Origin of the sequence: Azospirillum formosense (assembly GCF_040500525.1) — a bacterium.
In the GTDB taxonomy this organism is placed as follows: Bacteria; Pseudomonadota; Alphaproteobacteria; order Azospirillales; family Azospirillaceae; genus Azospirillum; species Azospirillum formosense_A.
Genome location: NZ_CP159403.1, coordinates 1,236,271 through 1,259,820, shown reverse-complemented (window position 1 = coordinate 1,259,820; position 23,550 = coordinate 1,236,271). Strand labels below are relative to the sequence as shown.

Here is a 23,550-nt window from a genome sequence, read left to right as displayed (position 1 = left end):
GGCGGGGGGAGGGCACCCGAACCAACAAGACAACAGAGGATAAGCCATGACCTTGACTCAGAAGGTCGCGGTGGTCACCGGCTCGACCAGCGGGATCGGCTTGGGCATCGCGCGGGCGCTGGCTGGAGCCGGGGCGGACGTGATGCTGAACGGTTTCGGCGACGCCGCCGCCATCGAGGAGCTGCGCGCCGGACTGGCGGCGGAGTTCGGCGTGCGCGTCGGCTACCACGGCGCCGACCTGTCCAAGCCGGCGGAGATCGCCGCGCTGATCCGCCACGCGGAGGAAAGCTTCGGCTCCGTCGACGTGCTGGTGAACAACGCCGGCATCCAGCACGTCGCCCCGGTGGAGGAGTTCCCGGCCGACCGCTGGGACGCGGTGATCGCGCTCAACCTGTCCGCCGTCTTCCACGGTACCCACCACGCCTTGCCGGGCATGAAGCGGCGCGGCTGGGGGCGCATCCTGAACATCGCCTCCGTGCACGGCCATGTCGCGTCGGTCAACAAGGCGGCCTACGTCGCGGCCAAGCACGGCGTGGTCGGGCTGACCAAGACGGTGGCGCTGGAAACGGCGGGGACGGGCATCACCTGCAACGCCATCTGTCCGGGCTGGGTGCTGACCCCGCTGGTGCAGAAGCAGATCGACGCCATCGCCTCGACCAAGAACATCCCGGAGCCGCAGGCGAAGGCGGAACTGCTCGGCGCCAAGCAGCCGTCCGGCGCCTTCGTGACGCCGGACGAGCTTGGGGGGCTGGCGGTCTTCCTGTGTTCCGATTCAGCGGCGCAGATGACCGGCGCCAGCCTGCTGATGGACGGTGGCTGGACCGCGCAATAGAAGCGCGTGGCGGATCGCAAGGCGGCGGTCTGGAAGGAGCGGGGGTGCCGCCCCTTCTCCGGTCCGCCTCCCTGCGCCCCTGGTGGCGTCAGGCGGACGCCGGATGACGCACCCCGGCGCTACTCCGCCGCGACCGCCAGCGGGGTGTAGGCGCTCTCTTCCCGTTTCGGCGTGGCCGCCCTGAAATAGTCCAGCACATAGACCCGTACGGCGCTGGACAGGTTGCTCGCGTCCACGGCGTCCACCCGCTCGGCGAGACGGTTGCACAGCTCGCCCAAGGTCAGGCCTTCCTTCTGCGCGATCTCTTCCAAGCCGTCCCAGAAGGCGGCCTCCAGCCGCATGCTGGTGCGCTTTCCGGCGACATAGACGTTCCTGAGCTTCTTCGATAACATGGCATGCCCGCTGCGTGACACGTTGCACTCTTATGTGTGAACCGTCGCGGAGTTCGGGCGGAAAAACATGTGATGAACTTCACATGAAATGCGCAGGTCGACGCTTGAGGGGCGTATGGGACACGATGCGCTGCCCCTCCGTCCGAGGTTGGGCCCCGGTGAAGCGCGGCGGGCGCTTCTCCGACCGCGCCGCGGCCGCTTTCTTGAGGTCCGCGGTGTCATGCCCCGGCGCCCGCATGGCCGACGACACCCAACCCCCGACTCCCGGCAGGCCGGTGGCTCGACAGGCGATGGTGCTCAGCGGTACGGGGCGTGCTAGAAAGTTGAGCCTATTTCGCATGAGATGAGAATGAGAACGCTTCCAACCTCAACCGCGTTGCGTAACGCCTTTTTCGGAGTTTTTTCACTGCTTTCAGTTGTGGCCATGACGGCGCCGGCGGCGGCGGAGCCGGCCTACGGCTTCGCTGTGGGGGATACACTGCCGATCTACGTATTCCACGGCGAAGACGGTGTGCGTCGCTCAACGACGGAATTTCGCGGCAAGTGGTTTCTTTTCAAGCGGGGAGCCGAATGGACGCCTCGAAAAACCGTAGCGTTGCCAGCGTTCTGGTGATTCCCTTGGCTTGAGGGCGACGGAGGACGGGACATGGCCGGTCAAGCTGGGCTGTTCGATCTTCAGGACCGCTACGCGGAGTTGAGCAAGAGCGGGGATCCACTGGAACGGCTGTTGTCGGTGGTGGACTTCGAAGTGTTTCGCCCGACGCTTGACGCGGCCCTGGAACGCAAGGATCGCTCCCGGGGCGGCCGGCCGCCACTGGACGCGGTGATGATGTTCAAGATCCTGGTGCTGCAGGCGCTGTATGGGTTGTCGGACGAACAGGCCGAGTATCAGGTGCGCGACCGGCTGTCATTCATGCGGTTCCTCGGCCTGGGGTTGGGCGACCGGGTTCCGGATCGCACGACGATCTGGCTGTTCCGCGAGGCGCTGGTGACGGCGGGAGCGATGGAGGGGCTGTTCGCCCGCTTCGACGCGGCTCTGAAGGAGCGTGGCTACTTCGCGCTGGGCGGCCAGATCATCGACGCGTCCATCGTGGAGGCGCCCCGGCAGCGGCTGACCCGGGAGGAAAAGCGCCAGATCCGTGACGGGGAAGACCCGCCCTGGCCGACGGCCAAGGCGCGCCAGAAGGACACACAGGCGCGCTGGACGGTGAAGCGGGGGCGGGTCAAGGCGAAGCCGGGACCGACGCTCGACGGGTCCGAGGCGCGCATGGTGGAGGGACTTCTGATCCCGGCGTTCGGCTACAAGTCGCACATCACCATCGACCGCCGGTTCCGTCTGATCCGGCGCTTCATCGTGACCGACGCGGCGCGGCACGACGGCGCGCAGTTGCCGGGCCTGCTCAACCCGGACGCTTTCGACAGCCGGGTATGGGCGGACAGTGCCTACCGCTCGAAGGCCAACGAAGCGGCCATCACGGCGGCGGGGCGCCGCAGCATGGTGCATTTCCGCAAGCCGAAGGGCCGGCCGATGCCGGAGCCCCACCAGCGTGCCAACCGCGCCCGCTCGGCAGTGCGCTCGGCCGTCGAGCATGTGTTCGCCGACCAGAAGGCGCGCATGGGGCTGTTCATCCGCACCATCGGCCTGGGGCGCGCGACGGTTAAGATCGGCTTCGCCAACCTCGCCTACAATTTCCGACGCCTGATCTGGCTTGAGGGGCGAACTGCGCCCGTATAGCGCCAAAACCGCCGCATATTTCCGCCTTTTCAGCCAAAACCGAGAGTTCAGTCCCCAAAAAACGCCGCCTTTTCAGCCGCGTGCCCCCTCGTCGGCATCAACACGCGCTTAGGGGCGGTTTATCGAGGTGTTCGAATGGTGCCTGCCGTGCATCGCAGAGCGGCCTTCGGTGGAGAGCTTCATGAAGGCCCACCCCGATGTGCCTGTCGTAATGCTCGTTTCCCCGCGTCCTGGCGAGACCGACCTGGAGGGCGCGTTCCAACGCGACCTGGACTACCAGCGGCGAAAGGGGCTGCGCACGGACTACATCGTCGCGCTTGACAGCCGCGACCCGTCGCCCCGCGACCTTCCGGCGCCGAAATCCGCCTCCGACCTTCCGTTGACCGTCGTCGTCGATCCGCAGGGTGTTATCGCCGCGTTGTGGACGAGCATCTACCAATACCAGCGTCACTTCATGAGGCATGGAATCGCCGGCAAGGCTGAGCCGGGGTTTCGTGATTACGTTGAGGCTTTGCTTTCGTGCAAGGGAGCGAAGGGGGTGGCTGCGACTTCCACGGCGCTGGAGATTGCAAAGACGTTCGACGCGTCCTGCTCGTGACGTGAGGACGCCCCTGGCACCAATCCAGCACCGCTGCCCGGCGCCGTGAATCCAGCCCGCCCGGACCTCCGCGGCGGGCTTCTCCATGGTCTGGAACCCTCATAACCAGAATCAGCCCGAAGCTGGTCCGCCGGCAGCGCGGCGACCAGAGCCGGAATGAGCATCGGGTCCCCGGCTGCAACGCCATGGACCAGAGTGCCGTGGACACTCGCTAGGTCAGCCGCTCGGGCCGAACCGAGGTCTCCGCCGACAACCCCCACGCGCCTGTCGGCCACACGGAGGGTTTGCCGTACACCCCGGCGGATGAGCCGGATTGAGGCGACCCGCGATCCGGACCGTGCTCAGCAGCGCTTATTTGTCTTTATTCTCTTCGGGAGGGTTCTCGGGGTGCGCCTCAGTCTCGGCGATGAGTTCGTCGATCACTTGAATGGCGCCGGCGATGCGGGCCATCGTATCTTTGAGCGTCCGCATACTCTGCTCCAACTCCGCAAGACGCCGGGTGCTGAGTTCCAGTTCCAATTGCAACACGTCGCGACGTTCCTTGAGTCTTTCAATCACTGTGACGTCCTATACGATGCAGAGTTTCGGTTGAGCGTCATCGTGTTGCGATAACGCGGCCATAGCAAGAAAACGCTTCCATCATCGCGTCACTTTGGCTGCGCGTCATAAGGCTCAATGAATCATGACTAGCCGGTAATGCCTCGCGTGGAGCGGGCCTCATCAACGCCGCCCTCCCCCCCGGTGCTGTTGCCGGAAGTCACCAAGGCCGCGCTCGGCACCGGCGAGGCCGGCCGGATTGGTCAACGGGGCGTTGCGCGACCGCGGGCCACGAAAGGGTGACGCCCAGGCACGCCACCAACCGCTCCCTACCTCCCAAGAACCAGCGCCGGGGCTACCTTCCGTTGAGCCGCGATGAGGAGCAGGATCAGCAGGAACGGCCGGATGCAGGTAAGGACCAGAAGAATGCCGGCGTTGCCGGGCGCATAGTTTCCTGCGACCCAAATCTGATGAAAGTGGCCGTAGGCCACCCCGATGTAGAACAGCGATGCGTAGGTCACGACCGCCGCCTTGAAGTCGAGCGATTTCCGGAAGGCGAGCACTCCCATCACTCCCAGCGCGATGTCAGCGATCCCGATTTCGAACTGAAACGGGCTCGTTGTCCATCCGATGAAGGCTGCGGCGCGCTCCGGAGCGAACACATGGAACAGCCCTGCCCAGAGAGCGTCGACGCCGACGGCAAGCAGCAGCAGCCAGGACAAGTAGCCTTCCGGGGTCCGTTCGGACCGGCTGAGGGTCGGAATGATGATCGCCAGCAGGAAGGTGATCAAAGGAATGTGCGTCAGAACGACTCGTATCGAATTGCCGACGTCCATTTCGTCCTCCACGGAAGAGACGACAAGCAGACGTTGAGACGTTTGTCCCGCTCGTTCCAAGAGGCTATCGGAAATACCCCGATGTGGGCGTGGCCTTCGCACCTGTATCTGTTATGGCGGGGTGCGCAACCGCATCGAGCGCACAAGCTGACGTTTGCAGGGTGTTGCCCTGATCACTCCACCCCATAATCCATCAAGGATATCAACCGTGAACGCCATGCCCCGGCGCACTCCGTTGGAGCCGCGAAGGTGCCGCCGCTCGCCGAACGATGGGCGCGCACCGCCGTGAAATCCGGAAAACGGCCCTTTACGGTCTCCCCGCTACACGACCGAACTGGACGACGTGCCGGTGGCGCGGGTTTGATCTTCGAACAGAACCCTGAAGGGCTTGCCCCGTGACCCAGGCACCTCGGTGAGGATCAGCGCAAAATCCACGCCGTCCAGAGACAGCGTGTGCAGGATTTCGGTGACCTGGAAGGTAAATGGTGTCCCGTTTTCCTCGAACTGCACGTTGTCGCCCCTGCTCGGTGGCAAGCGGAACGCTTTCTCGCTCCAGATAGGCGCGTCTCCTTCTCGGACGAGAAGGCAGCGGCACTGAATGCTCACAGGTTTCCTCCGGGATACTATGGGAATGATGGTGAGCAAGCGCTCGGCTTAGAAGACGAGCATGTAGACAGCGATCATCGCGATGATCGCGAGCGGCAGCCCGATCCCGAGCACATACCGACCGACATGCTCAACGCTGCCTTGGCGGGCCTGCGTGGCGGTCCGCGTGGGGGGTGTCTTCTGATCGACCATGACGTTCCAGCCTCTGTCAGGCAACTTGTTGACGGATGGAAGCCATACAGGTGCTCCGTCGATCTGAGAGACCGATGCCGGGCCTGGATCAGCCTCTGCCTCACCAACACCAATGACGGGCAGTGGTTTCGCGCCGTTCTCAACTGATTTGCAGCGTCTCTGCCGACCGGGCGGCCGGTGCCGGCAGGCGCATTGGGGATCGACCAACAGGCGGACTGAAGCGCCGCTCATCACCAAGGTCGCGCCTCGCCCTTCAGTGATCGTGCCGCCTCGGCCCTTCATGGATTGGGCCGGGGCGGCGGACGTGTTCCTGGTGGCGCCGTCCAACAACGGTGCGCAGTGAATGAAAATGCGGATCGCCGTCATAACGTGGTGAACGCATCGTTCCAGTTTGCCGTAACGCCGTCCTGGCTCTTCGATATGGCAAAGTTCTGCGCATCGCTATAGGCGAGGCCCTCAAGCTTGAAGCGGGTGGTGTTCTCGAAGTGGGTGAACACAAACTCGACGCTTGAGCCGCCATCGGCAGGGTTTACGCCCTTCAGCAGCCACTCGTTCTTGAAAACATAGTCAACGCCCATCTGGAAATCCTTGATGGTTGCCGACAGCTGGTCGGCGACGCCGTCTTCAGCGATTGAGTAGGCATACGCGTAATCGACGCCGAACAGGTCTTGCCCGCCGCCGCCCCACATTTGGTCAACACCATTCTTGGAATCGATGGAGAACTGATCGTCGGAGGCGCCTCCATGCAGGAAGTCGGCCCCGGAACCACCGAGAAAGCGCGTGCCGCCGACATCGCCGCCGTACAACGTGTCGACCCCGTCGCCGCCCGCCAACTCGTTGTAACCGTCTCCACCATGCAGCATGTCGTCGCCGCTGCCGCCGTTCAACGTGTCGTCGCCGTTGTCGCCGTACAGCCGGTCGTTGCCCGCTTCACCGTGCAGTTCGTCGTTCCCATCGCCGCCCGAAATGGTGTCGTTGCCGTTGCCGCCATAGGCGCGGTCGTTGCCCCAGCCGGGCCCCCAATCGGAAAAGATGCGATCGTTGCCGTCACCACCCCATAGGCTGTCGGCTTCGCTCCCGCCATAAAGAGTGTCGGAGCCACCGTCTCCATAGAGCCGATCGGCGCCATGCTCGCCGTAGACCTGATCGTTGCCGTCACCACCGGACAGCGTGTCGTTGCCCTTGCCTCCGTAGACGGTGTCGTTGCCCCAACCGGTGCCCCAATCTGCGAAAATACGGTCGTTGCCGTCGCCCGCCAGGATGCGGTCATTGCCGGCCCGCCCATAGCCGGTATCGTTCCCGGCATACAATTCGATGGTATCGGCGCCGTCAGTGCCGTAGCGGGTGTCGTTTCCGGGTGTTCCGAGAATTTTGGCCATAGCGCTCCTCCTTCCTGATCCGGAAACCCTGGCATTGATAACCGGCGCTTGGCGTTCGCGCTGGCGAACATAATCTTTGGTTCTAATGCCGTGGGGTGACGCCCGAACTGGTTGGTGGCCGAGCAACGGTCTACGCCAAGGGAATCCGGCCCTGTGCTCTCCCTGACGAGGCGAGGGGGAATGAGAGGTGAACTGGTCACCGTTTTCCGGGGCGTTGAATAAGCCTGGTTCGCTCATCAGGCAGGACGCACCCGATGGCGGGGAAACGGACACGGCAGTCGGCGGAGTTCAAGACGTCGGCGGAGTTCAAGGCGAAGGTGGCGCTGGAGGCGATCCGGGGCGAACTGGCGATGTCACGGCGCGTTGCCAAGCATGGCGTGCAACAGACGCCGACCAACGCCTGGAGGAAGCAGGCCGTCGAGGGAAATGGCCGGGGTGTTCTCCGGCAAGGGGGGAGCCGCCGACCACAGACATCGGGGCGGGGTGGAGAAGCTGCGCGCGATGTCCCCCTGATCACGTCACCGGGGCGCTTCTGGCCTTGGGGGCCCCAAGGTGTTGGCGGCCTCCTCTCGTTCGGCGGCTTCCAAGCCCTTCGCTGGATGCGGACTGCATGGCGGTTTGTATGGTCGCCAGATGGTCGCTCATTGCGTCCCGCGCCCGCTCCGCATCGTGGCGTTCCACCGCGTCCACGATGGCTTTGTGCTGGTCGCTGTGCTCCCCCTGAAATTCATCCTGGCCGATATGGCGATAGGTCTGGCCCCATTCCCGCTGCCATGGCGCGCGGCTTCGGGCACCCGACACGAATTCCAGGAAGCTGATGAGGACCGGATTCCCGGTCGTTCGCGCCAGCGTGGTGTGAAACCGGTTGTCCGCCCGCTCGCAGGCAAAAAGGTCGGGGGCGTTGCGTCCCTCCTCAATGCAGGCCCGCAGGGCGTCGATCTGGGCAGGCGTCGCCCGCAGAGCCGCCGCCGCGGCGATCCCAGGCTCAATGGTCAGGCGGGCGTTCATGAGGTCCCAAGCCGAGGTCATCGTCACCAGCAGGGACATCCGCACCGGTTCGTGAACGGGACGCGGCCCATAAAAGGTGCCTTGGCCGACATGGCGCCAGACGAGGCCTTCGGCCTCCAGCACCTCCAGGCAGGCCCGCAGGGTCGTCCGGCCCATCCCGAGAAGCGGGGCGAGGGAGCGCTCGGGAGGCAACCGGTCCTGCGGCATGCAGTCGTGCTCCCGAAGAAACCGCCGAAGCCGCTCCAAGTCGGCAGCCCGGTGAGATCGCACGCCCATGGTCCCGCTCCCGTCCGCAACGCAAGCGCCTTCACCAAACCATTTTGCAAACCAATTATCAGCGAGTCCACCCTTTTTCCTGCGGGGCGGCACTCGCCCCGGCGTTCCGAAAGGGAGGACAAGATGGCCGAAACAAAATCAATAATGGCGAGCCTGCTGGTTGCGGGCATCACACTTTCCGCCGGCGGGGCACCAGCCTTGGCCCTGGACACCACCGGCCGATACTGCGACACGCCATCGCGCTGCATCAATCCCATGGCCACGCAGGGGATGGTGACCAGCTCGAATTACCTTGCCACACAGGCGGGGCTCGACGTGCTGCGCAACGGCGGCAACGCGGTGGACGCGGCGATCACCGTGGCGGCGACGCTCGCCGTTGTCTATCCGCAGATGAACAGCATCGGCGGCGACAACTTCTGGCTCATCCACAACGCAAAGACGGGCGAGTTGAAAGCTCTGAACGCCAGCGGACGCGCTGGCGAGCAGGCCGACATCGCCTTCTACACGGGCAAAGGGTTGGAAAAGATCCCGGCCCGCGGCTATCTGGCGGTCAACACGGTGCCGGGCGCCATCTCGGGCTGGGACGAAGCCCACCGCTACGCCAAGGAAACCATGGGCCGCAGCCTGCCGTGGAAAAGGCTGCTGGAGCCGGCCATCCATTACGCCCGTGACGGTTTCGCCGTCACGCCCAGCCTTGCCTATTGGTCGAAGGTGGACACCGACACCAAGGACAAGGAGTTCCACAATCTCCAGCGCTTCGACGAGTTCCGGCGCGTTTTCCTGCGGGCCGATGGGCAGCCCTTCACCACCGGCGAGGTGCTGAAGCAACCGGACCTGGCCAACAGCCTTACGATGATCGCCGAGGGTGGCGCCGACGTGTTCTACCGCGGCCCGATCGCGGAGAAGATCGTCGCCGACCTTCGGGCGAACGGTGGCATCCTGACGCTGAAGGATTTTGCCGACCACAAGGCCGATTGGGTGCAGCCCATCCAGGTGCGCTACCGGGGCTTTACAGCCCACAACCTGCCGCCCAACACGCAGGGCATGGCGTCGCTCGCCATCCTCAACATACTGAACAATTACGACATGAAGGCGCTGGGAGAGGGATCGGCAGACCACTATCATCTGATTGTGGAGGCGACCAAGCAGGCCTTCGCCGACCGTGACCGGTACCTGTCGGACCCGGAATTCGTGAAGATTCCCGTTGATGAACTGCTGTCCGTCCAGCACGGCAAGGATCAGGCTGCGCGAATCGCCATGGACAAGGCAGCCACCAACGTGAAGCCGCTGGACCCGAAGGGTGACACCGTTTGGTTCGGCGTGGTGGACCAGGACGGTAACGCCGTATCGATGATCCAGAGCGTCTACCATGACTTCGGCTCCGCCATCGTGCCGAAGGGAACCGGCATCTTGCTGCAGAACCGGGGCAGCTTCTTCGCGCTCGATCCCAATCACATCAACCGGCTGGAGCCGCGCAAGCGCACGTTCCACACGCTGAATCCGGCGATGCTGATGAAGGACGGCAAGCCGTTCCTGGTGTACGGAACGATGGGAGGAGAGGGGCAACCGCAGACCCAGGCGGCCATCGTCACCCGCGTCGTCGACTTCGGCATGACGCCGCAGGACGCGATCAACGCGCCGCGCTGGCTACATGGTCGGACCTGGGGTGCATGGTCCAACGACCTGAAGCTGGAGGGCCGGATCCCCACCGCCGTCGTCGACGATCTGAAACGGCGCGGCCATCCCGTGAATGTCATCGAGAACTATACGGACGCGATGGGACACGCCGGGGCGATCCTCATCGACCCGGTCACCGGCGTGTTGTACGGCGCCACCGACCCGCGTGGCGACGGCATGGCTGCCGGCTATTGATGCCGGGGCGGCACCGGTCGTTGTCGATCTGGACGACCGGTCGCTTTGGCGGACCCAGCCGTGGATGAGTCCACGGCTGGGTCGTCCATGGCTTGGCGCCTCCACGACCAGCGGCCGCCTTCAGGATGCCGCAGTCAGGATTCCGGCAAGCGTGAGGGGCACTTGGCAGGGTGGTGGAATGCGCGGTGATCCGGATCCGCACCACCACCATCGCTCGCCGGCCGACCTGATCGCGCATGCGGTTTGGCTCCACCACACATTTCCGCTCATCTTCGGAGACGTTGAGCTGCTTCTGGCCGAGCGCGGTGTCTATGTGTCCGACCAAACGGTGCGGCGCCGGCGATGCAAATTCGCCCAGACCTTTGCCAACCGGCTCCGCCGCTTACCCGCCCGGCCTGGAACTCCTGCCCTGGATGATGATCAGAACGCAGCTCGCCCAGCCGGGCGGGGACGAGCGCTGTGCCCTTCTGGCGCTGGGTGTCGCCTCGACGGATGTCTGGTCAGAGGATATTCGATAGATCGCGGTCCGGTGGGCGAAGGTGCGGTTTGCGGTTGAGGCGGTCGGCCGGGCGGGTGAATCGGGCGGGATTCGGCGAATTGGCCAGCGAGATCTGTGCGCTCGCCGGCAGTGCGCAGTTCGTCCGCTGCGGCCGGGGAGGCGGTTGCCTTCCGACGCGCAGCCATGGGCCTCGATCCAATTTGAACGACATCACACAATAGGTCTGGAGGAACCGAAAGCGGGTTCGTCAGCGTGCCCATGGTGTGCACCGGAAGCTATTGCACAAAATTGGAAAGTGAGGCCCGCCGCCGCGAGGAACCTCATGCCTTGCTTGGTTCATCACCAACTCCCGCCGCCGCTTCAAAGAACCTGATCGGAAACAGTGTCTTCAACAGAAGGCAGGGAGACAGGGATCGGACGCCATGTTGATCACCATGGTCACCCTCCAGGCCTCAAACGCTCCTTCCGGAATGGAGCGGGCGGGGCGTGTGGCGCAGTGTTGGTCACCCCGTTCCACACCTCTTGATTCAAGCATCGGACCGCCCGCATCATAGGCCGACCAGTTCTCGACCCGGTAACGGACGCGCGGGATCTCGTGGCGGCCGCTCTCGTTGGCCTTGTACGGCATACGGGTCTCGGCTTCAGCGGGGCGCCTCTATCCCCGCCAAGACCGCACCATCGCCAGCTTCCGGCGATTTATGCGCCAACGCCGGTCGGCTCCTTACTCTCCAATGATACTCTCCGCAGCGCGTCGAACAATGGTGGCTCCATTATCGCTGATGCTGACGTCACTCAACGATACCGCCCTCTGGGAAACCTAGGGCTGCGCGCAACTGGCACCAAGCCGGCAAGATCACACACCGCCTGGGCATCGATCGGCATGCGGCGCCGGGTGGAACCCGCCCTTGCACCTCGGCTTGGCGATGGTGAGAGCGCCCTTGCGGCCGGGTTCCTCAACCATCGCAAAGCCGCGTGATTCACCTTTGGCCTGCCGCAGCCCTGCGCCGTTCCGGTCCAACGATCGATCCCGGCAAAATGCCCGCTGGCCGTCAGCTGGTGCCCGGGTCTGCTCTGGGCGGCTCCCCCTTTTCGCATCGAAGCTGTGAAGACAACCGCTCGGCCAGGCCGGAACTCGACCCGTAGCCCATTTCGGTATTTACCGGTATCAAACCAGCCCGGCCGCCCGAGCCCATTTGTACTTGGCGCCCAGCACGGCGACCGGCGTCTCGGTCGTGTAAGGGTAAGCCACGACGCCATGGTCGTACAGGTGGCTCGCCGCCTCCTCCACCTGCACATCGCCGGCCAGCGAAGCAACGATGGGCTTCTCGATGCCCTTCGCCTTCATCTCCTCCTTCACTTCGATGACGAGGTTGGCGAACACCATCGGCGGCGTGATGATCGTGTGCCAGTAGCCCAGGATCAACGCGTGGATGCGGTCATCCTCCAGACCCAACCGGATGGTGTTCTTGTAGGTCGACGGCGGTTCGCCACCGGTGATGTCCACCGGATTGCCGGCGGCGCCGAAAGGCGGGATGAACTTGCGGAAGGCGGCGTCAAGGTCCGGCGGCATCGCCATCAGCGACAAGCCGTTGTCCACGCAGGCGTCCGACAGCAGCACACCCGATCCGCCGGCACCGGTGATGATGACGACGTTCTCGCCCTTCGGCGTCGGCAACACCGGGATTCCGCGGGCGAACTGCAGCAGGTCCTGCAGACTGCGCGCCCGAACCACGCCCGACTGCCGCAGAACGTCTTCGTAAACCTTGTCGTTGCCGGCGAGCGCGCCCGTGTGGGAGCTGGCTGCCCGCGCGCCAAGCAAGGTGCGCCCGGCCTTCAGCACGACCACCGGCTTCTTCTTCGAGACCTGCTTGGCGGCCTCCGCAAAGGAACGGCCGTCCTTCAGGTCCTCGCAGTGCATGGCGACGACCTGGGTGTTGTCGTCCTGCTCGAAGAAATACAGCAGGTCGTCCTCGTCGATGTCCGATTTGTTGCCGAGCCCGACGATCGCCGACACACCCATCTTGGCGGAGCGGCTGAAGCCGATGATCGCCATGCCGATGCCGCCGGACTGGGACGACAGCGCCGCCTTGCCCTTCACGTCGTACGGCGTGCAGAAGGTGGCGCACAGGTTCTTCGGCGTGTAGTAGAAACCGTAGATGTTCGGCCCCATCAGACGCACGTCGTGCTTGCGCGCGATGGCGACGATCTCCTCCTGCCCTTCGACGTTGCCGGTCTCGGCGAAGCCCGAGGGGATCAGCACGGCGCCGGGGATCTTCTTCTCGCCGACCTCGCCCAAGGCCTGCGCGACGAACTTGGCCGGAATGGCGAACACCGCCACGTCGATGTCGCCCGGCACGTCCTTGACGCTCTTGTAGGCCCTGTAGCCCAGGATGTCGTCGGCCTTGGGATGGATCGGATAGATCCGGCCCTTGTAACCGCCGTTGATGAGGTTCTTCATCACCGAGTTGCCGATCTTGCCGTCCTCGGCCGAGGCGCCGATGACGGCCACCGCCTCGGGCTTCATGATCCGGTTCATCTGCCGGACGATCTGCTCCTGCGACGGTCGATAGCGCGGTGCCCTGGCCGTGAAATCCAGGACCACGCGCACATCGGCGGCGGTGGCTCCCTTCTCGCGCGCGAAAACCGGATTGAGGTCGAGTTCGACGATCTCCGGCACCTCGTCGACCAGGCGCGAGACGTTGACGATCACGTCGGCGAGCGCCTCGCGATCGACCGCCTTGCCGCCGCGCACGCCCTTCAGCATCTCCGCGGCCTGGATGCCGTCGAGCATCGACAGGGCGTCCTCGCGGGTGACCGGGGCGAGGCGGAAGGTGATGTCCTTCAGCACCTCCACCAGCACGCCTCCAAGACCGAAGGCCACCAGCTTGCCGAAACTCGGGTCCGTGATGGAACCGACGATGACCTCCACTCCGCCCTGCAGCATCTGCTGGACCTGGACCCCGATCAGTTCCGCCCCGGGGGCGTGGGAGCGGGCGTTCTCCATGATGGTCCTGAAGCCTTGGCGGACGGCGTCGGCGTCCCGGAGACCGACCAGGACGCCGCCGGCTTCCGTCTTGTGCAGGATCTGCGGCGACACGATTTTCATGACCACCGGGAAGCCCATGCCTTCGGCGAGGCAGACGGCTTCATCGGCGCTCGCCGCCAAGCCTTCCTTCGGCACTGGAATGCCGTACACATCGCAGAGTTGCTTGGCTTCCGGCGCGGTCAGCGCGTTGCGCCCCTCGGCCTTGGCGGTGGCGAGAAGGCGGCGGACGACATCCGTTGGACGCTCGGTGTGGAGCGGATCGATGACTGCGGTCATGGCCTTTCCTCCTTTGCAAACTCGTCGGCTCACGTCTTGGAGGTGAGCTTGGATGGATTCCGGGGGCGGCAGCCTCGCGCAACGCGTCCCCGGTGATGCGCTGACGGGCCGCTGCGTGTGTCCCGGTCGGCGGTCAGCGGCCTGCGGGCGGCACCGGGCGGGCGGCACCCAGCGCGCCGCTGTCGCGGACCTCGGCGATGCGGCGCTCGTCGAAGCCGAGCACCTCGCGCAGGATCTCGTCGGTGTGCTCGCCCAGCAGCGGGGAGCGGGTGACCTCGGTCGGGCTGTCCGACAGCTTGATCGGGTTGCCGACGGTCAGGTACTTGCCGCGCGTCGGGTGATCGACCTCGACGATGGTGCCGGTCTCGCGCAGCGACTGGTCCTCCGCCAGCTCCTTCATCGACAGGATGGGGCCGCAGGGGATGTCGTACTTGTTCAGGATCTCCATGACCTCGAACTTCGTCTTGGTCATGGTCCATTCTTCGACGGTCGCGAAGATGTCCTTCAGGCGCGGCAGGCGCGCGGCGGGCGTCGCGTAGTCCGGATCGGTGACCCACTCCGGCTTGCCGATGACGTCGCAGATCTTCGCCCAGACCGGCGCCTGGGTGATGAAGTAGATGTAGGCGTTGGGATCGCTCTCCCAGCCCTTGCACTTGAGGATCCAGCCCGGCTGGCCGCCGCCCGAGGCGTTGCCGGCGCGCGGCACGGTGTCGCCGAACGCGCCATTGGGGTACTGCGGGTACTCTTTCAGCGGGCCGCGCTCCAGCCGCTGCTGGTCGCGCAGCTTGACGCGGCAGAGGTTGAGCACGGCGTCCTGCATGGCCGCCAGCACCTTCTGGCCGCGCCCGGTCTGGGTGCGCTGGTAGAGCGCCGTCACGATGCCCAGCGCCAGATGCAGGCCGGTGCCGCTGTCGCCGATCTGGGCGCCGGTGACCATCGGCGGGCCGTCGTCGAAGCCGGTCGTCGAGGCCGAACCGCCGGCGCACTGCGCGACGTTCTCGTAGACCTTGCAGTCCTCGTAGGGGCCGGGGCCGAAGCCCTTGACCGAGGCGACGATGATGCGCGGGTTCAGCTCCTGGATGCGCTCCCAGGTCAGGCCCATGCGCTCGAGCACGCCGGGGGCGAAGTTCTCGACCATCACGTCGCAGATGCGCACCAGATCCTCCAGGACGCGCTTGCCGTCCGGGTTCTTGGTGTCCAGCGTGATGGACCGCTTGTTGTGGTTCAGCATGGTGAAGTAGAGGCTGTCGGCCTCGGGCACGTCGCGCAGCTGGCCGCGCGTGATGTCGCCCTCGCCCGGACGCTCGACCTTGATCACGTCGGCGCCGAACCACGCCAGAAGCTGCGTGCAGGTCGGACCCGACTGAACATGGGTAAAGTCCAGAACCCGCACGCCGTCAAGTGCCTTGCCCATGCAGTCTCTCCCTGTTGAGCCGCAGGCGTACGGAGCCCGGCGGCGTTACCAGACCGTTCGTCATTGAAGCGAGCAGGAGTGGAGGGTACGGGCCGTCGATCCCCGCGGGCCTCCGAGGAACTATCGAAGCCAGCCCTTTATTTCCAATATTCTTTGATTGCCTTCTTTGGTTCTCGCATATTGTTTGCCGCATTGTGTTGCGTACTCCCGGACGAAGCCCTGTCGGACCAGTTCGCAGAGTGCCGGCCTCACAGCGGCCGGCTTCAGGCTTGCGGCCTTCGTGATGGCCAACAGCGAAACCGGAGGGGTTGTGGCCTCGGGACCCGGCATGGCACGCAGAGTGTTGAGCATGGTCCAGTTGACGGATGTTGGAGAGATCACACACGCCTCCCTTGCTGCGCTTGGGATCGCTGCCTTTCGCGGTCCGCGCTTCAATCGGCTCTGGTATGCCAGATCCAATAGGGTCAGGCTAAGACCTCAAGCTCACTTGAGGTCAAGAAGAATTTTGGGGGAGTGAAACGGCCCGATTTGGCCTGAGGCGCACCCCGTTTCCCGAAGCCCCTGTTTCGGCGTCGATGTGCATTTGGGCCCAAGCCGAACTCAAGCACTCTCGCGCACCGGTAAGCGCCTTCAGCGCCAGCGTGGGTAGTGTCCCGAAGCGTGGAGTAAGGGGCGAGGTGTTCCTCTGGTCTCCGGCAGGTCTGGCCGGGATAGTCATGTGGCCGCAGTAGGCAACGTGAGGGCGAGATCATCGCGCAATGGAGCGATGGTTTCCTACGGCGATTTTCCCACGGATGCTGGATTTAAGAAAGGCAAAGGAGAAGCCGCCTCACTGGGGTCTATCCCCGCATGTGCGGGGGAACCGCTATCGCACCCTGGCGGGCTGGAGCTACGTCGGGTCTATCCCCGCATGTGCGGCGGAACCACCATTTCCGGCGCGGTGGCCGCGACAATGGCGGGTCTATCCCCGCATGTGCGGGGGAACCGACGCGATGATGGAGGACAACGCCGCCTGGGAGGGTCTATCCCCGCATGTGCGGGGGAACCCGCAGCCATTCGGCGTCGCCAGTATCATCCCGGGGTCTATCCCCGCATGTGCGGGGGAACCGCCGACAAATCCGGTGTCGGCGCAGTGCTGCCAGGGTCTATCCCCGCATGTGCGGGGGAACCCCGGTGCTGATCGACCCCACGCTGAACATCTACGGTCTATCCCCGCATGTGCGGGGGAACCCCGATGCCGTACTGCGCAATCGTCATCGCAGGGGGTCTATCCCCGCATGTGCGGGGGAACCAAGACTGCCTTTTCCCGGCTGAACAGCGCGAGGGGTCTATCCCCGCATGTGCGGGGGAACCCCTCCCAGCCCGTCCACCGACGCTTTGAGAGCGGGTCTATCCCCGCATGTGCGGGGGAACCGCCGTGAAGCGGGACCACGCCGCAGCCATGATGGGTCTATCCCCGCATGTGCGGGGGAACCTCACCGGGCTGGGACATGGCGAAGTCACACCAGGGTTTATCCCCGCATGTGCGGGGGAACCTCACCGGGCTGGGACATGGCGAAGTCACACCAGGGTCTATCCCCGCATGTGCGGGGGAACCTCACCGGGCTGGGACATGGCGAAGTCACACCAGGGTCTATCCCCGCATGTGCGGGGGAACCGCCCGCAGCATCGACGTGGCCGACGCCTGAAGGGGTCTATCCCCGCATGTGCGGGGGAACCCCCGGTCGCTGGTGCCGGGGCGGGCCGTCTTGGGTCTATCCCCGCATGTGCGGGGGAACCATGGCGAAGGCGTGCGGCCCGCTTGACATAGCGGGTCTATCCCCGCATGTGCGGGGGAACCCCGAACACCTCCGTCATCCGCTGGGCACGCCAGGGTCTATCCCCGCATGTGCGGGGGAACCTCTGCCCAGCAACATACTGACTTTGTTCACATTGTCAAAGAACCAGTCGTCAGCCCCGCCGCAGCGGGCGTCGGACAAGCAGGAAAGCGTCGTGCGTGACAATGTCCTTGGGCGGGTTGCCCAGGCTGGCGAGGCCGAGTCCGCCGTCGGCGGCGCGGTCGGCCCATGTCATCACGATGGCTCCCCGGCCCAGCGAGTCGTGCCAGTCCGACAGCACCGTCCAGACACGGCCGCGCACCCCGGCGCTCATGCGCGGGTGGGCGTAGACGCCGGGGGCAAGCTCCAGCATCACCGATCCCAGAAACCCGCGATAGCGGTCCTCGACATCGCGCGTGATGACGACGACCATGGGCATCACCCCGCCTCCCCGCCGCCGTTGCGGCCGTCCTCGCCGTCCTCCGACTTGGAGAGCCGCAGGAGCGTCTTGATCCGGTCGATCATCGACGGAATCACCGCCTTCTGACGGAACAGCCGCGCGGCGCGGCGGCGGACCAGACGGTCGACCGGCTCGGGCTTCGTCATAGCCTCCTTCGCCGCGCCGAACGCGATGTCCAGCGTCACGTCGTGGCGGTACAGGTCGGCGATGTCGAGGACGAAGGATTGGCCCGAATCCTCATGGATGAAACCGAGTTGGGGTATCGCTCCCGTGGCGGCGACGGCCACCGATGCCGCCGCCGTCATGGTGGTGGCGGCGTGATTGATCGCCTGATTGGCAAGATCGGCGGAGTCCGGAGCGGCGCGGTCGTAGTTGCGGCCCCGCCACGGGACGCCGTACCGCTCGGCGGCCAAGCGGTAGCTTTCCTTGATCCGTGCCCCCTCGCGGCCGCGCAGCACCTCGATGTCGCGCGTGCGGACGATCTCGTCGAAACGCATCGCGTACATCGCGCGGGCCACCTCCATCCGGGTGTCGGGGGCGGCCCACAGCGTCACCTGCGCCCGCGCGGCGGCGGAGCTGTCCGGCAGGAGGGGCGGGGCGGTGTAGAAGCGCACCGCCCCCTCGCCGATGGCCGCGAGGCCGCAGCCGTGCCGGGCGAGAAGCCGCAGGGCGTCGTGGGTGACGCTCGATCCGGGGCCGAGCAGGACGATGGACACACCCTGGTGCGGGATTTGGTAATCTCCCGCCTCCAGATCGCCGCCACCGGCGGTGACGAAGCGCAGGCAGCCGCTCTCCACCTCCAGCCGGCCGCGGTCGAGCCAGACGAGGCCGTGCCGGTCGGCGTGGGGGATGCGGGCCTTCTCCAGCCCCAGGCGCCCGCTCAGCATCCCGCCCGTCCGCCGGAGGCCGGGCGCAGCAGCAGCATGCCGAAGCCGTAAGCCCGGTGCCGCCCGACCCCCTTTTCCAGAGCCAGCCGGAAGGCGTCGGGATCGACGATTTCCAGGTCGCCGCGCAGCAGCGCGTCCGGGCCCTCCAGCGTCGCCGCCCGTCCCTGGCGGCCCTTGCGGCTGGCGGCGTGGCGCCGGAAGGAGTCCAGCCGCACCGCCGTCAGCGTCGCCGCGCCCGCCAGCCGATCGGCCAGCCACGCGGCATAGACCGCTTCCCGGCTCAGGGCGTCGCCGTCCGCCGGCCGGCGCAGGGCCTCGACCAGATAGGCGTCCACCTCGTCCCCCTTGGCGAAGGGGCGGCCGCCCGGCTCGGCCAGCGGCGTCAGGAGCCGCCGCACCGGACGCGCGCGGAGGTCGAAGCCCAGCCGGCGGCCCGCCCGCCAATCGTCGGGCATCGGCTTGCCGGCCAGCGCCGCCAGATCGACCACGGCCAAATGCTCCGGCGGGGCGACGGCCCCGGCCTCCTCGCGCAGCCCCGCCGCGTCGGCGCGGCAATAGGCATAGAGGCTGCCCAGGCGACCCCGCGGCTCGACCATGAGCCGGAAGGGCTGGAGCCGGCCTTTTCCGAACATCTCCGACAGCAGGTGGTGAAGGGCGCGGCCATCGTCGAAGTCGCCGCCGCCGGTCAGCCCGAGGTTGCGCTCGGCGGCCCAGCGGACCAGCGCCCGCATGTCCACGGGCAGGCGGATCAGGTGCAGGGCGTCCGTCACGGCGTCGTCCCCATGGCCGGGCGGACCCGGCCCTCGACCACCCGCCGGGTGCCGCCGTGCAGGCCGGTGCGCCAGTTGCGCCGGTCGGCCAGCGCCGTCACGCGGTGGACGTCCGCTCCGCTTTCCGGCCCTTCACCCGCCGGCCAAAGGGCGGGCCAGGGCGGTTCGTCGGCGTCGTCGGCGGGTGGCAGCAGGGCCAGCGCGGCGTGGACGGTGGGCGCCGTCACCGTGCCGTCCGCTCCCGGCGTCCAGATCGGATGGGAGGGAAGGCAGGGCTTGCGGCCGATGAACAGCGGGCGGGCGGGACGCTCCAGCGCCGCCGCCAGTGCGTTGAGATCGGGCGCTCCGCCCGCCGTGTCGCCCGCCGGTTCGAGCCGGGCCACCAGCCGGACGCAGGCGTCGGCGTGGTAATCGCGCTGGCGCCGGTGAATGCCTAGCGATCCGCCGCCACGCTCCTCCGGGCGGCCCCAGGTGGTCCAGCCGCGCTCCCTGGGCTCCAGACGCGCGTTCTGGCTGTCGGTCAGCGGGCCGGGCGGGCCGGCCCGGTCGCGCCGCGCGCCGAAGACCAGACGGTCCTGAAGCGCCTGATGCGCCGCCGCCTCCGTCCGCGTCCAGCCGAGCGCGTTGGCGAACAGCCCGGTCAGCATCGAGGCCGCCGGGAAATCGCGTGTCACCCCCACCGCGTCGATGGCCACGCCGCCGAAGGCGAGCAACGGCGCCTCCAGCCGCAGGACGAGCCAGCGATGCCCGGCACTGGGTTCGGGGGCGCCGGGCTCGGGGCCGGCCGCACCGCCGCTCATCGCGCCGCCTCGGCGGACCGTTCCAGAGTCCGCTCTTGAGCCCACACGGCCAGGTCGGCCAGCGAGCCCGGCGCGGAAGAGGGCGGGGCGGTCTCCGCCAGCGACAGGTGACGCCGCGCCTCTCCGGTCGCGTAGGCCGCGTCCAGCTTGGCCAGGTGACCGGCCAGCGCCCCGGCGGCCGTGTCCAGGTCGTTCGGGATCGCCTTGCGGAAGGCGGCGGCGAGGCTGCGCGGCTGGCGGTCGCCCGCCTCCAGCAGCATCAGCTCGGCGCGGCCGTAGGGGGCGGTGGACCCGAGCTTGGCGCCCGGCGACACCTCGGCGATCAGGTAAAGGAGGTTGTGGACGACCCGCCCGGCCAGTTCGGCGTCGCCGCCGCAATTGGCGATCAGGCCCGGCAGGTCGATCACGACATAGCCGTAATACAGGCCGGAGGTCAGCTCGGTCTCCTGGATCGTGTCGGCCCCGCTGTCGTCCTCGTCCCGCTTGAGGTCGTCCACGGCGGTGAAATAGTCGGTTTCGGTTTCCTGGCTGTGGACGGTGAAGGCGTGGGCGACATGGACGGGCGCGTCGATGTTGGCCGCCGGGTCGGAGGTGACCATCCGGCCGAACAGGGCGGCGGTGAGGCCGCCGGGAAGCGCCGTCGCCTCGCGCAGCGCCCTGATGTTGTCCTTGAAGCCCTTGGCCCAATCGGCGACGGCGGCCTTCGCCGCCTTGGCGTCGTCCGCGGCGCCGGCGGCCAGCCGTTCCGCCTCTCCGGCGAGCCACGCCAGTTCGGGCGCGCCGAGCAGCAGGGTCTGGCGGCTGCGCTTGCCCTTGTCGGCCTTCTCGCCATAGACGGCCTTCTGGAACTCCGGTTCCAGGGCGTCGACGACCGCCGGGGGGAAGCGGTCGCGCAAGGGGGCGATCACGCGCTCCGTCACCAGCTCGCGCGAGCGGAACGCCTCCTCCGCCCCGTCGATCCGGGAGAGCGCGTGCACGTCGTCGGCGATGCGCCAATGACGCTTCAGGCATTGCGAGGAAATGCGCGTGCGCAGGGTGCCGCCGTAGGGAAGCTGCTTCGCCAGCCCGGTGTCGTCGCGATTCAGCAGGGCGCCGGTGTAGGTGTGTAGCGTGTGGATTTGCAGGAAGCGGGGGCTGGGCATCAGGCGGTTCCTTCTTTTTCCTTGTCGGCGCGGCGCTTGGCACCATCGAGGCGGTTGTAGAAATCGCGGGCGAGCTTTTGGACCGGGGCGGGGTCGCCGCCGAACAGCAGCAGCTTCGCGATGTCGGCGCAGTCCAGCCCATGGCCGGGCTGGCGGCGGCGGGCCAGCGCGCGGGCCATCCGCTCCAGCGCCTCCCCCCGGTCCTCCGGCGGCAGGGCGAGGAACCGGGTGAAGCGCGCCTCCGACAGCACGGGGGACGGATCGTCGCCCGGCGGCGGGGTCCACTCCGTGTCGCCCCCGTCGGCCAGCGCGGCGCCCAGCGGGCGCTTCCAGTCGTGCAGCGGCTTGCGCGTCTCCGGCGCCCCCTTGTCGGACAGGATGGCCATGATCCGGACGATCCGCATCCAGGCGTCGGTTTTCGCCCGTGGCAGATCCTGTTCGGCGGCGAGGCGCCAGAAGACGGGGGTTCCGGCCCCGCCCGGCTCCATCCGCCGCAACTCGGCCAGCGGTCCCGGATCGAGAGTGAGGAGACGGGTGGCAATCGCCGTCACGGTGTCATTCAGCGAGGGCATCGGCGGTCACCTTCCGGGGCGGAGCGTCGAACAGGGCGGGGAAATGGGCACGCAGCTCGGTGTCGCCCCACAGCCGGCGGCGCGCCCGCGCCTCCGCCCGCGGACGCAGCCGGGCGTGGCAGGGGATGGCGGGAAGCGCGGCCTTGAACAAGGACTGCGCCTCCGTCCAGAGAGCGCGCGCGAAGGCGTCGCGGGCGGCCTCCGTGGCCGTCTCGCCCGCCTCCTGGGCGTCGAAGCGCGCCCAGAGATGGGGGAAGAACAGCCCGTCCACGGCGCGGTCGAAACGGTCGGAGGCCGCATTGGCGTGGGCGTAATGCTCCTTCGTCACGCCGTCCCACGCGCCGCCGGCGGCGACCACCGCCAGCGCGCCGCGCAGCGCCTTGTCGAACCGCTTGATCTCCTCGATCTGCCGCTTGGCGAGGTCGGCGAGTTTCAGCCGCCCGTCGGCGTCGGCCATCGCCTGGGCCACGCGGCCATCCAGCGGCAGCTCGCGCCGCTTGAACCCCTCGGTCTTGCTGTTGCCGCGCGCCAGGGCCGCCGCGACCAGCAGGAACGGCGTGCGGGCCGGCTCGAAGGGGGCGGGGCGGGCCAGGAGGGGGAGCGCCCAGGTGCCGGAGAACAGCAGCTCGCTCAGCAGCCCGTAATGGAACTCGCGCCCGGCCAGCGTCAGGCTCTTGCTCTCGGTCCTGTGGACCGGCGCCCAGGGGTCGCCGACGACGCCGTTCGCCCGCTTGGCGTCCACCCGCGCCGCCTTCGAGGTCCCCCGCTGGGCGACGATGCGGTCTCCGGCCCGCGACAGACGGACCCTGCGGCACACCTCGACGTACCAGGGATCGAGCTGCGCCAGCCGGAGCTGGTCCCCCTCCGGCCAGGGCAACAGCCACAGCAGGGCGTGCCCATCCTCCCCGGCGAAGGCCTCCGCTGCCGGGTCGAGCTCGTCCAAGGAGATGGCGCGGGCCGCCAGCAGCACCCGGACGTCGCGGCGGAACCACGCGCCGGGCCGGGGGCTCATGGTCTTGTCGGGAGCCGCCGGCACCAATCCCAGCAGCGGGCGCGAGGACGAGCCGCCGTTCATCCGCGAGATGCCGTAGTTTCCCGCGCCGTTGTAACCGTCCCCCGTCTGGCCGGAGACCAGGGCGAACACCCAGTCCTCGGCCCCGGCGTCGCGGGCCACGGCCTGCTTCAGATCGTGGTTCTTCGCCGTGATCAGCAGGTCGATGGCGTCGGGCGTCTCCGCTGCACTGTTCAGCGCCGTCCCCGGCGGGATGGGCGGTTGCAGGAAGGCCGGCTTGCCCTGGTCCGCCACGACCAGCCGCCACGGCTCGTCATCGGGAAAATCCGGGGTGAGGGCGCGCAGCAGACCGCGCCAGTCTTCCTCCTCGGCCGGCGGTTCGGACCGCCCTGCCCGGTGCAGGGCGATGGCCGCGACCTGCACCAGGAACATGTGCCATGCCGGGTCCTGATGGGGGCGCAGCGCCGGGAAACCGTCCACCGCGTCGCGGGCCAGAGCGGCCAGCAGGCCCGGCAACGTCGCCGGGCCGGTGGGGGACAGGGTGAGGATTGGCTCCATCAACAGGTTGGGCATCGGTTATGTCCTTCCAGAT

Annotated in this window: 21 protein-coding genes, 1 pseudogene and 1 CRISPR repeat array; of the genes and pseudogenes, 6 read left to right on the top strand and 16 right to left on the bottom strand. The window is 67.0% G+C overall.

Features of this window, described 5'->3' with window-relative positions; all coding sequences use genetic code 11:
* Positions 1–46: 46 nt before the first annotated feature.
* Positions 47–832 carry a 3-hydroxybutyrate dehydrogenase gene (locus ABVN73_RS18885; RefSeq protein WP_353859797.1) on the top strand — a complete coding sequence of 262 codons (786 nt, stop codon included), beginning with the start codon at positions 47–49 and terminating at the stop codon, positions 830–832.
* Between the two features lie 119 nt (positions 833–951).
* On the opposite strand, the gene ABVN73_RS18880 is transcribed toward ABVN73_RS18885, so the two are convergent.
* Entirely contained in the window at positions 952–1,224 is a 273-nt protein-coding gene (locus tag ABVN73_RS18880) for a ribbon-helix-helix domain-containing protein (protein WP_353859796.1), read from the bottom strand.
* 349 nt (positions 1,225–1,573) lie between these two features.
* Here ABVN73_RS18880 and ABVN73_RS18875 point away from each other — a divergent pair, with 349 nt between their 5' ends.
* The 3 genes from ABVN73_RS18875 to ABVN73_RS18865 all read left to right on the top strand — a co-directional run bounded on the left by ABVN73_RS18875 (position 1,574) and on the right by ABVN73_RS18865 (position 3,557).
* Positions 1,574–1,837, top strand: a complete 264-nt coding sequence (locus tag ABVN73_RS18875; protein ID WP_353859795.1) for a hypothetical protein — start codon at positions 1,574–1,576, stop codon at positions 1,835–1,837.
* Between the two features lie 33 nt (positions 1,838–1,870).
* Positions 1,871–2,959, top strand: a complete 1,089-nt coding sequence (locus ABVN73_RS18870) for an IS5 family transposase (protein WP_353859794.1) — start codon at positions 1,871–1,873, stop codon at positions 2,957–2,959.
* Between the two features lie 181 nt (positions 2,960–3,140).
* Positions 3,141–3,557, top strand: a complete 417-nt coding sequence (locus ABVN73_RS18865) for a hypothetical protein (RefSeq protein WP_353859793.1) — start codon at positions 3,141–3,143, stop codon at positions 3,555–3,557.
* 351 nt (positions 3,558–3,908) lie between these two features.
* Here the strand turns inward: ABVN73_RS18865 and ABVN73_RS18860 are convergent, their stop codons facing one another.
* From ABVN73_RS18860 to ABVN73_RS18840, 5 genes are all read right to left on the bottom strand, one after another.
* A complete protein-coding gene (locus ABVN73_RS18860; RefSeq protein WP_353859792.1) occupies positions 3,909–4,115 on the bottom strand; it encodes a hypothetical protein in 207 nt (68 codons plus the stop codon).
* 308 nt (positions 4,116–4,423) lie between these two features.
* Entirely contained in the window at positions 4,424–4,930 is a 507-nt protein-coding gene (locus ABVN73_RS18855; protein ID WP_353859791.1) for a DUF6790 family protein, read from the bottom strand.
* Positions 4,931–5,251: 321 nt separating this feature from the next.
* Positions 5,252–5,440 carry a hypothetical protein gene (locus ABVN73_RS18850; protein ID WP_353859790.1) on the bottom strand — a complete coding sequence of 63 codons (189 nt, stop codon included), beginning with the start codon at positions 5,438–5,440 and terminating at the stop codon, positions 5,252–5,254.
* Positions 5,441–5,584: 144 nt separating this feature from the next.
* Positions 5,585–6,094: a hypothetical protein gene (locus tag ABVN73_RS18845; RefSeq protein WP_353859789.1), complete on the bottom strand. Its 510-nt coding sequence runs from the start codon at positions 6,092–6,094 to the stop codon at positions 5,585–5,587.
* Positions 6,091–7,107, bottom strand: a complete 1,017-nt coding sequence (locus tag ABVN73_RS18840) for a calcium-binding protein (protein ID WP_353859788.1) — start codon at positions 7,105–7,107, stop codon at positions 6,091–6,093. Before ABVN73_RS18840 ends, ABVN73_RS18845 begins: the two co-directional genes overlap by 4 nt.
* A 254-nt stretch (positions 7,108–7,361) precedes the next feature.
* Here ABVN73_RS18840 and ABVN73_RS18835 point away from each other — a divergent pair.
* Positions 7,362–7,602 (top strand): annotated as a pseudogene (locus tag ABVN73_RS18835) (IS3 family transposase); the annotation flags it as partial.
* Between the two features lie 18 nt (positions 7,603–7,620).
* On the opposite strand, the gene ABVN73_RS18830 reads toward ABVN73_RS18835, so the two are convergent.
* Positions 7,621–8,391: an FCD domain-containing protein gene (locus ABVN73_RS18830; protein ID WP_353859787.1), complete on the bottom strand. Its 771-nt coding sequence runs from the start codon at positions 8,389–8,391 to the stop codon at positions 7,621–7,623.
* Positions 8,392–8,646: 255 nt separating this feature from the next.
* Here ABVN73_RS18830 and ggt point away from each other — a divergent pair, with 255 nt between their 5' ends.
* Positions 8,647–10,263: a gamma-glutamyltransferase gene (gene ggt, locus ABVN73_RS18825; protein WP_353860825.1), complete on the top strand. Its 1,617-nt coding sequence runs from the start codon at positions 8,647–8,649 to the stop codon at positions 10,261–10,263.
* Between the two features lie 1,664 nt (positions 10,264–11,927).
* On the opposite strand, the gene ABVN73_RS18820 is transcribed toward ggt, so the two are convergent.
* The 9 genes from ABVN73_RS18820 to ABVN73_RS18780 form a co-directional block, all read right to left on the bottom strand.
* The gene (locus tag ABVN73_RS18820) at positions 11,928–14,084 is read right to left on the bottom strand and encodes an acetate--CoA ligase family protein (protein WP_353859786.1); all 2,157 of its coding nucleotides are present in this window, start codon (positions 14,082–14,084) and stop codon (positions 11,928–11,930) included.
* A gap of 133 nt (positions 14,085–14,217) precedes the next feature.
* On the bottom strand, positions 14,218–15,498 hold the full coding sequence (gene frc / locus ABVN73_RS18815; protein ID WP_353859785.1) for a formyl-CoA transferase: 1,281 nt from the start codon (positions 15,496–15,498) through the stop codon (positions 14,218–14,220).
* Between the two features lie 835 nt (positions 15,499–16,333).
* Positions 16,334–17,399: a CRISPR direct-repeat array (repeat unit 28 nt; unit sequence GGTCTATCCCCGCATGTGCGGGGGAACC).
* 49 nt (positions 17,400–17,448) lie between these two features.
* Positions 17,449–17,754, bottom strand: a complete 306-nt coding sequence (gene cas2e, locus ABVN73_RS18810; RefSeq protein WP_353859784.1) for a type I-E CRISPR-associated endoribonuclease Cas2e — start codon at positions 17,752–17,754, stop codon at positions 17,449–17,451.
* On the bottom strand, positions 17,754–18,662 hold the full coding sequence (gene cas1e / locus ABVN73_RS18805; protein ID WP_353859783.1) for a type I-E CRISPR-associated endonuclease Cas1e: 909 nt from the start codon (positions 18,660–18,662) through the stop codon (positions 17,754–17,756). Before cas1e ends, cas2e begins: the two co-directional genes overlap by 1 nt.
* A complete protein-coding gene (locus ABVN73_RS18800) occupies positions 18,656–19,432 on the bottom strand; it encodes a type I-E CRISPR-associated protein Cas6/Cse3/CasE (RefSeq protein ID WP_353859782.1) in 777 nt (258 codons plus the stop codon). Before ABVN73_RS18800 ends, cas1e begins: the two co-directional genes overlap by 7 nt.
* Entirely contained in the window at positions 19,429–20,232 is an 804-nt protein-coding gene (gene cas5e, locus ABVN73_RS18795) for a type I-E CRISPR-associated protein Cas5/CasD (protein WP_353859781.1), read from the bottom strand. The genes ABVN73_RS18800 and cas5e overlap by 4 nt, the downstream gene beginning before the upstream one ends.
* A complete protein-coding gene (cas7e, locus tag ABVN73_RS18790; protein WP_353859780.1) occupies positions 20,229–21,374 on the bottom strand; it encodes a type I-E CRISPR-associated protein Cas7/Cse4/CasC in 1,146 nt (381 codons plus the stop codon). The genes cas5e and cas7e overlap by 4 nt, the downstream gene beginning before the upstream one ends.
* Complete coding sequence (locus ABVN73_RS18785) at positions 21,374–21,946, bottom strand: hypothetical protein (RefSeq protein WP_353859779.1); 573 nt, start codon at positions 21,944–21,946, stop codon at positions 21,374–21,376. Before ABVN73_RS18785 ends, cas7e begins: the two co-directional genes overlap by 1 nt.
* The gene (locus ABVN73_RS18780; protein WP_353859778.1) at positions 21,930–23,531 is read right to left on the bottom strand and encodes a CRISPR-associated protein Cse1; all 1,602 of its coding nucleotides are present in this window, start codon (positions 23,529–23,531) and stop codon (positions 21,930–21,932) included. Before ABVN73_RS18780 ends, ABVN73_RS18785 begins: the two co-directional genes overlap by 17 nt.
* Positions 23,532–23,550 lie beyond the last annotated feature (19 nt).

What these genes read in the sequence shown, in the direction of transcription:
- ABVN73_RS18885 (WP_353859797.1), top strand. Translation starts at nt 47, where the DNA reads ATGACCTTGACTCAGAAGGTCGCGGTGGTCACCGGCTCGACCAGCGGG.
- ABVN73_RS18880 (WP_353859796.1), bottom strand. Translation starts at nt 1,224, where the DNA reads ATGTTATCGAAGAAGCTCAGGAACGTCTATGTCGCCGGAAAGCGCACC.
- ABVN73_RS18875 (WP_353859795.1), top strand. Translation starts at nt 1,574, where the DNA reads ATGAGAACGCTTCCAACCTCAACCGCGTTGCGTAACGCCTTTTTCGGA.
- ABVN73_RS18870 (WP_353859794.1), top strand. Translation starts at nt 1,871, where the DNA reads ATGGCCGGTCAAGCTGGGCTGTTCGATCTTCAGGACCGCTACGCGGAG.
- ABVN73_RS18865 (WP_353859793.1), top strand. Translation starts at nt 3,141, where the DNA reads ATGAAGGCCCACCCCGATGTGCCTGTCGTAATGCTCGTTTCCCCGCGT.
- ABVN73_RS18855 (WP_353859791.1), bottom strand. Translation starts at nt 4,930, where the DNA reads ATGGACGTCGGCAATTCGATACGAGTCGTTCTGACGCACATTCCTTTG.
- ABVN73_RS18845 (WP_353859789.1), bottom strand. Translation starts at nt 6,094, where the DNA reads ATGACGGCGATCCGCATTTTCATTCACTGCGCACCGTTGTTGGACGGC.
- ABVN73_RS18840 (WP_353859788.1), bottom strand. Translation starts at nt 7,107, where the DNA reads ATGGCCAAAATTCTCGGAACACCCGGAAACGACACCCGCTACGGCACT.
- ABVN73_RS18830 (WP_353859787.1), bottom strand. Translation starts at nt 8,391, where the DNA reads ATGGGCGTGCGATCTCACCGGGCTGCCGACTTGGAGCGGCTTCGGCGG.
- ggt (WP_353860825.1), top strand. Translation starts at nt 8,647, where the DNA reads ATGGCCACGCAGGGGATGGTGACCAGCTCGAATTACCTTGCCACACAG.
- ABVN73_RS18820 (WP_353859786.1), bottom strand. Translation starts at nt 14,084, where the DNA reads ATGACCGCAGTCATCGATCCGCTCCACACCGAGCGTCCAACGGATGTC.
- frc (WP_353859785.1), bottom strand. Translation starts at nt 15,498, where the DNA reads ATGGGCAAGGCACTTGACGGCGTGCGGGTTCTGGACTTTACCCATGTT.
- cas2e (WP_353859784.1), bottom strand. Translation starts at nt 17,754, where the DNA reads ATGCCCATGGTCGTCGTCATCACGCGCGATGTCGAGGACCGCTATCGC.
- cas1e (WP_353859783.1), bottom strand. Translation starts at nt 18,662, where the DNA reads ATGCTGAGCGGGCGCCTGGGGCTGGAGAAGGCCCGCATCCCCCACGCC.
- cas5e (WP_353859781.1), bottom strand. Translation starts at nt 20,232, where the DNA reads ATGAGCGGCGGTGCGGCCGGCCCCGAGCCCGGCGCCCCCGAACCCAGT.
- cas7e (WP_353859780.1), bottom strand. Translation starts at nt 21,374, where the DNA reads ATGCCCAGCCCCCGCTTCCTGCAAATCCACACGCTACACACCTACACC.
- ABVN73_RS18785 (WP_353859779.1), bottom strand. Translation starts at nt 21,946, where the DNA reads ATGCCCTCGCTGAATGACACCGTGACGGCGATTGCCACCCGTCTCCTC.
- ABVN73_RS18780 (WP_353859778.1), bottom strand. Translation starts at nt 23,531, where the DNA reads ATGCCCAACCTGTTGATGGAGCCAATCCTCACCCTGTCCCCCACCGGC.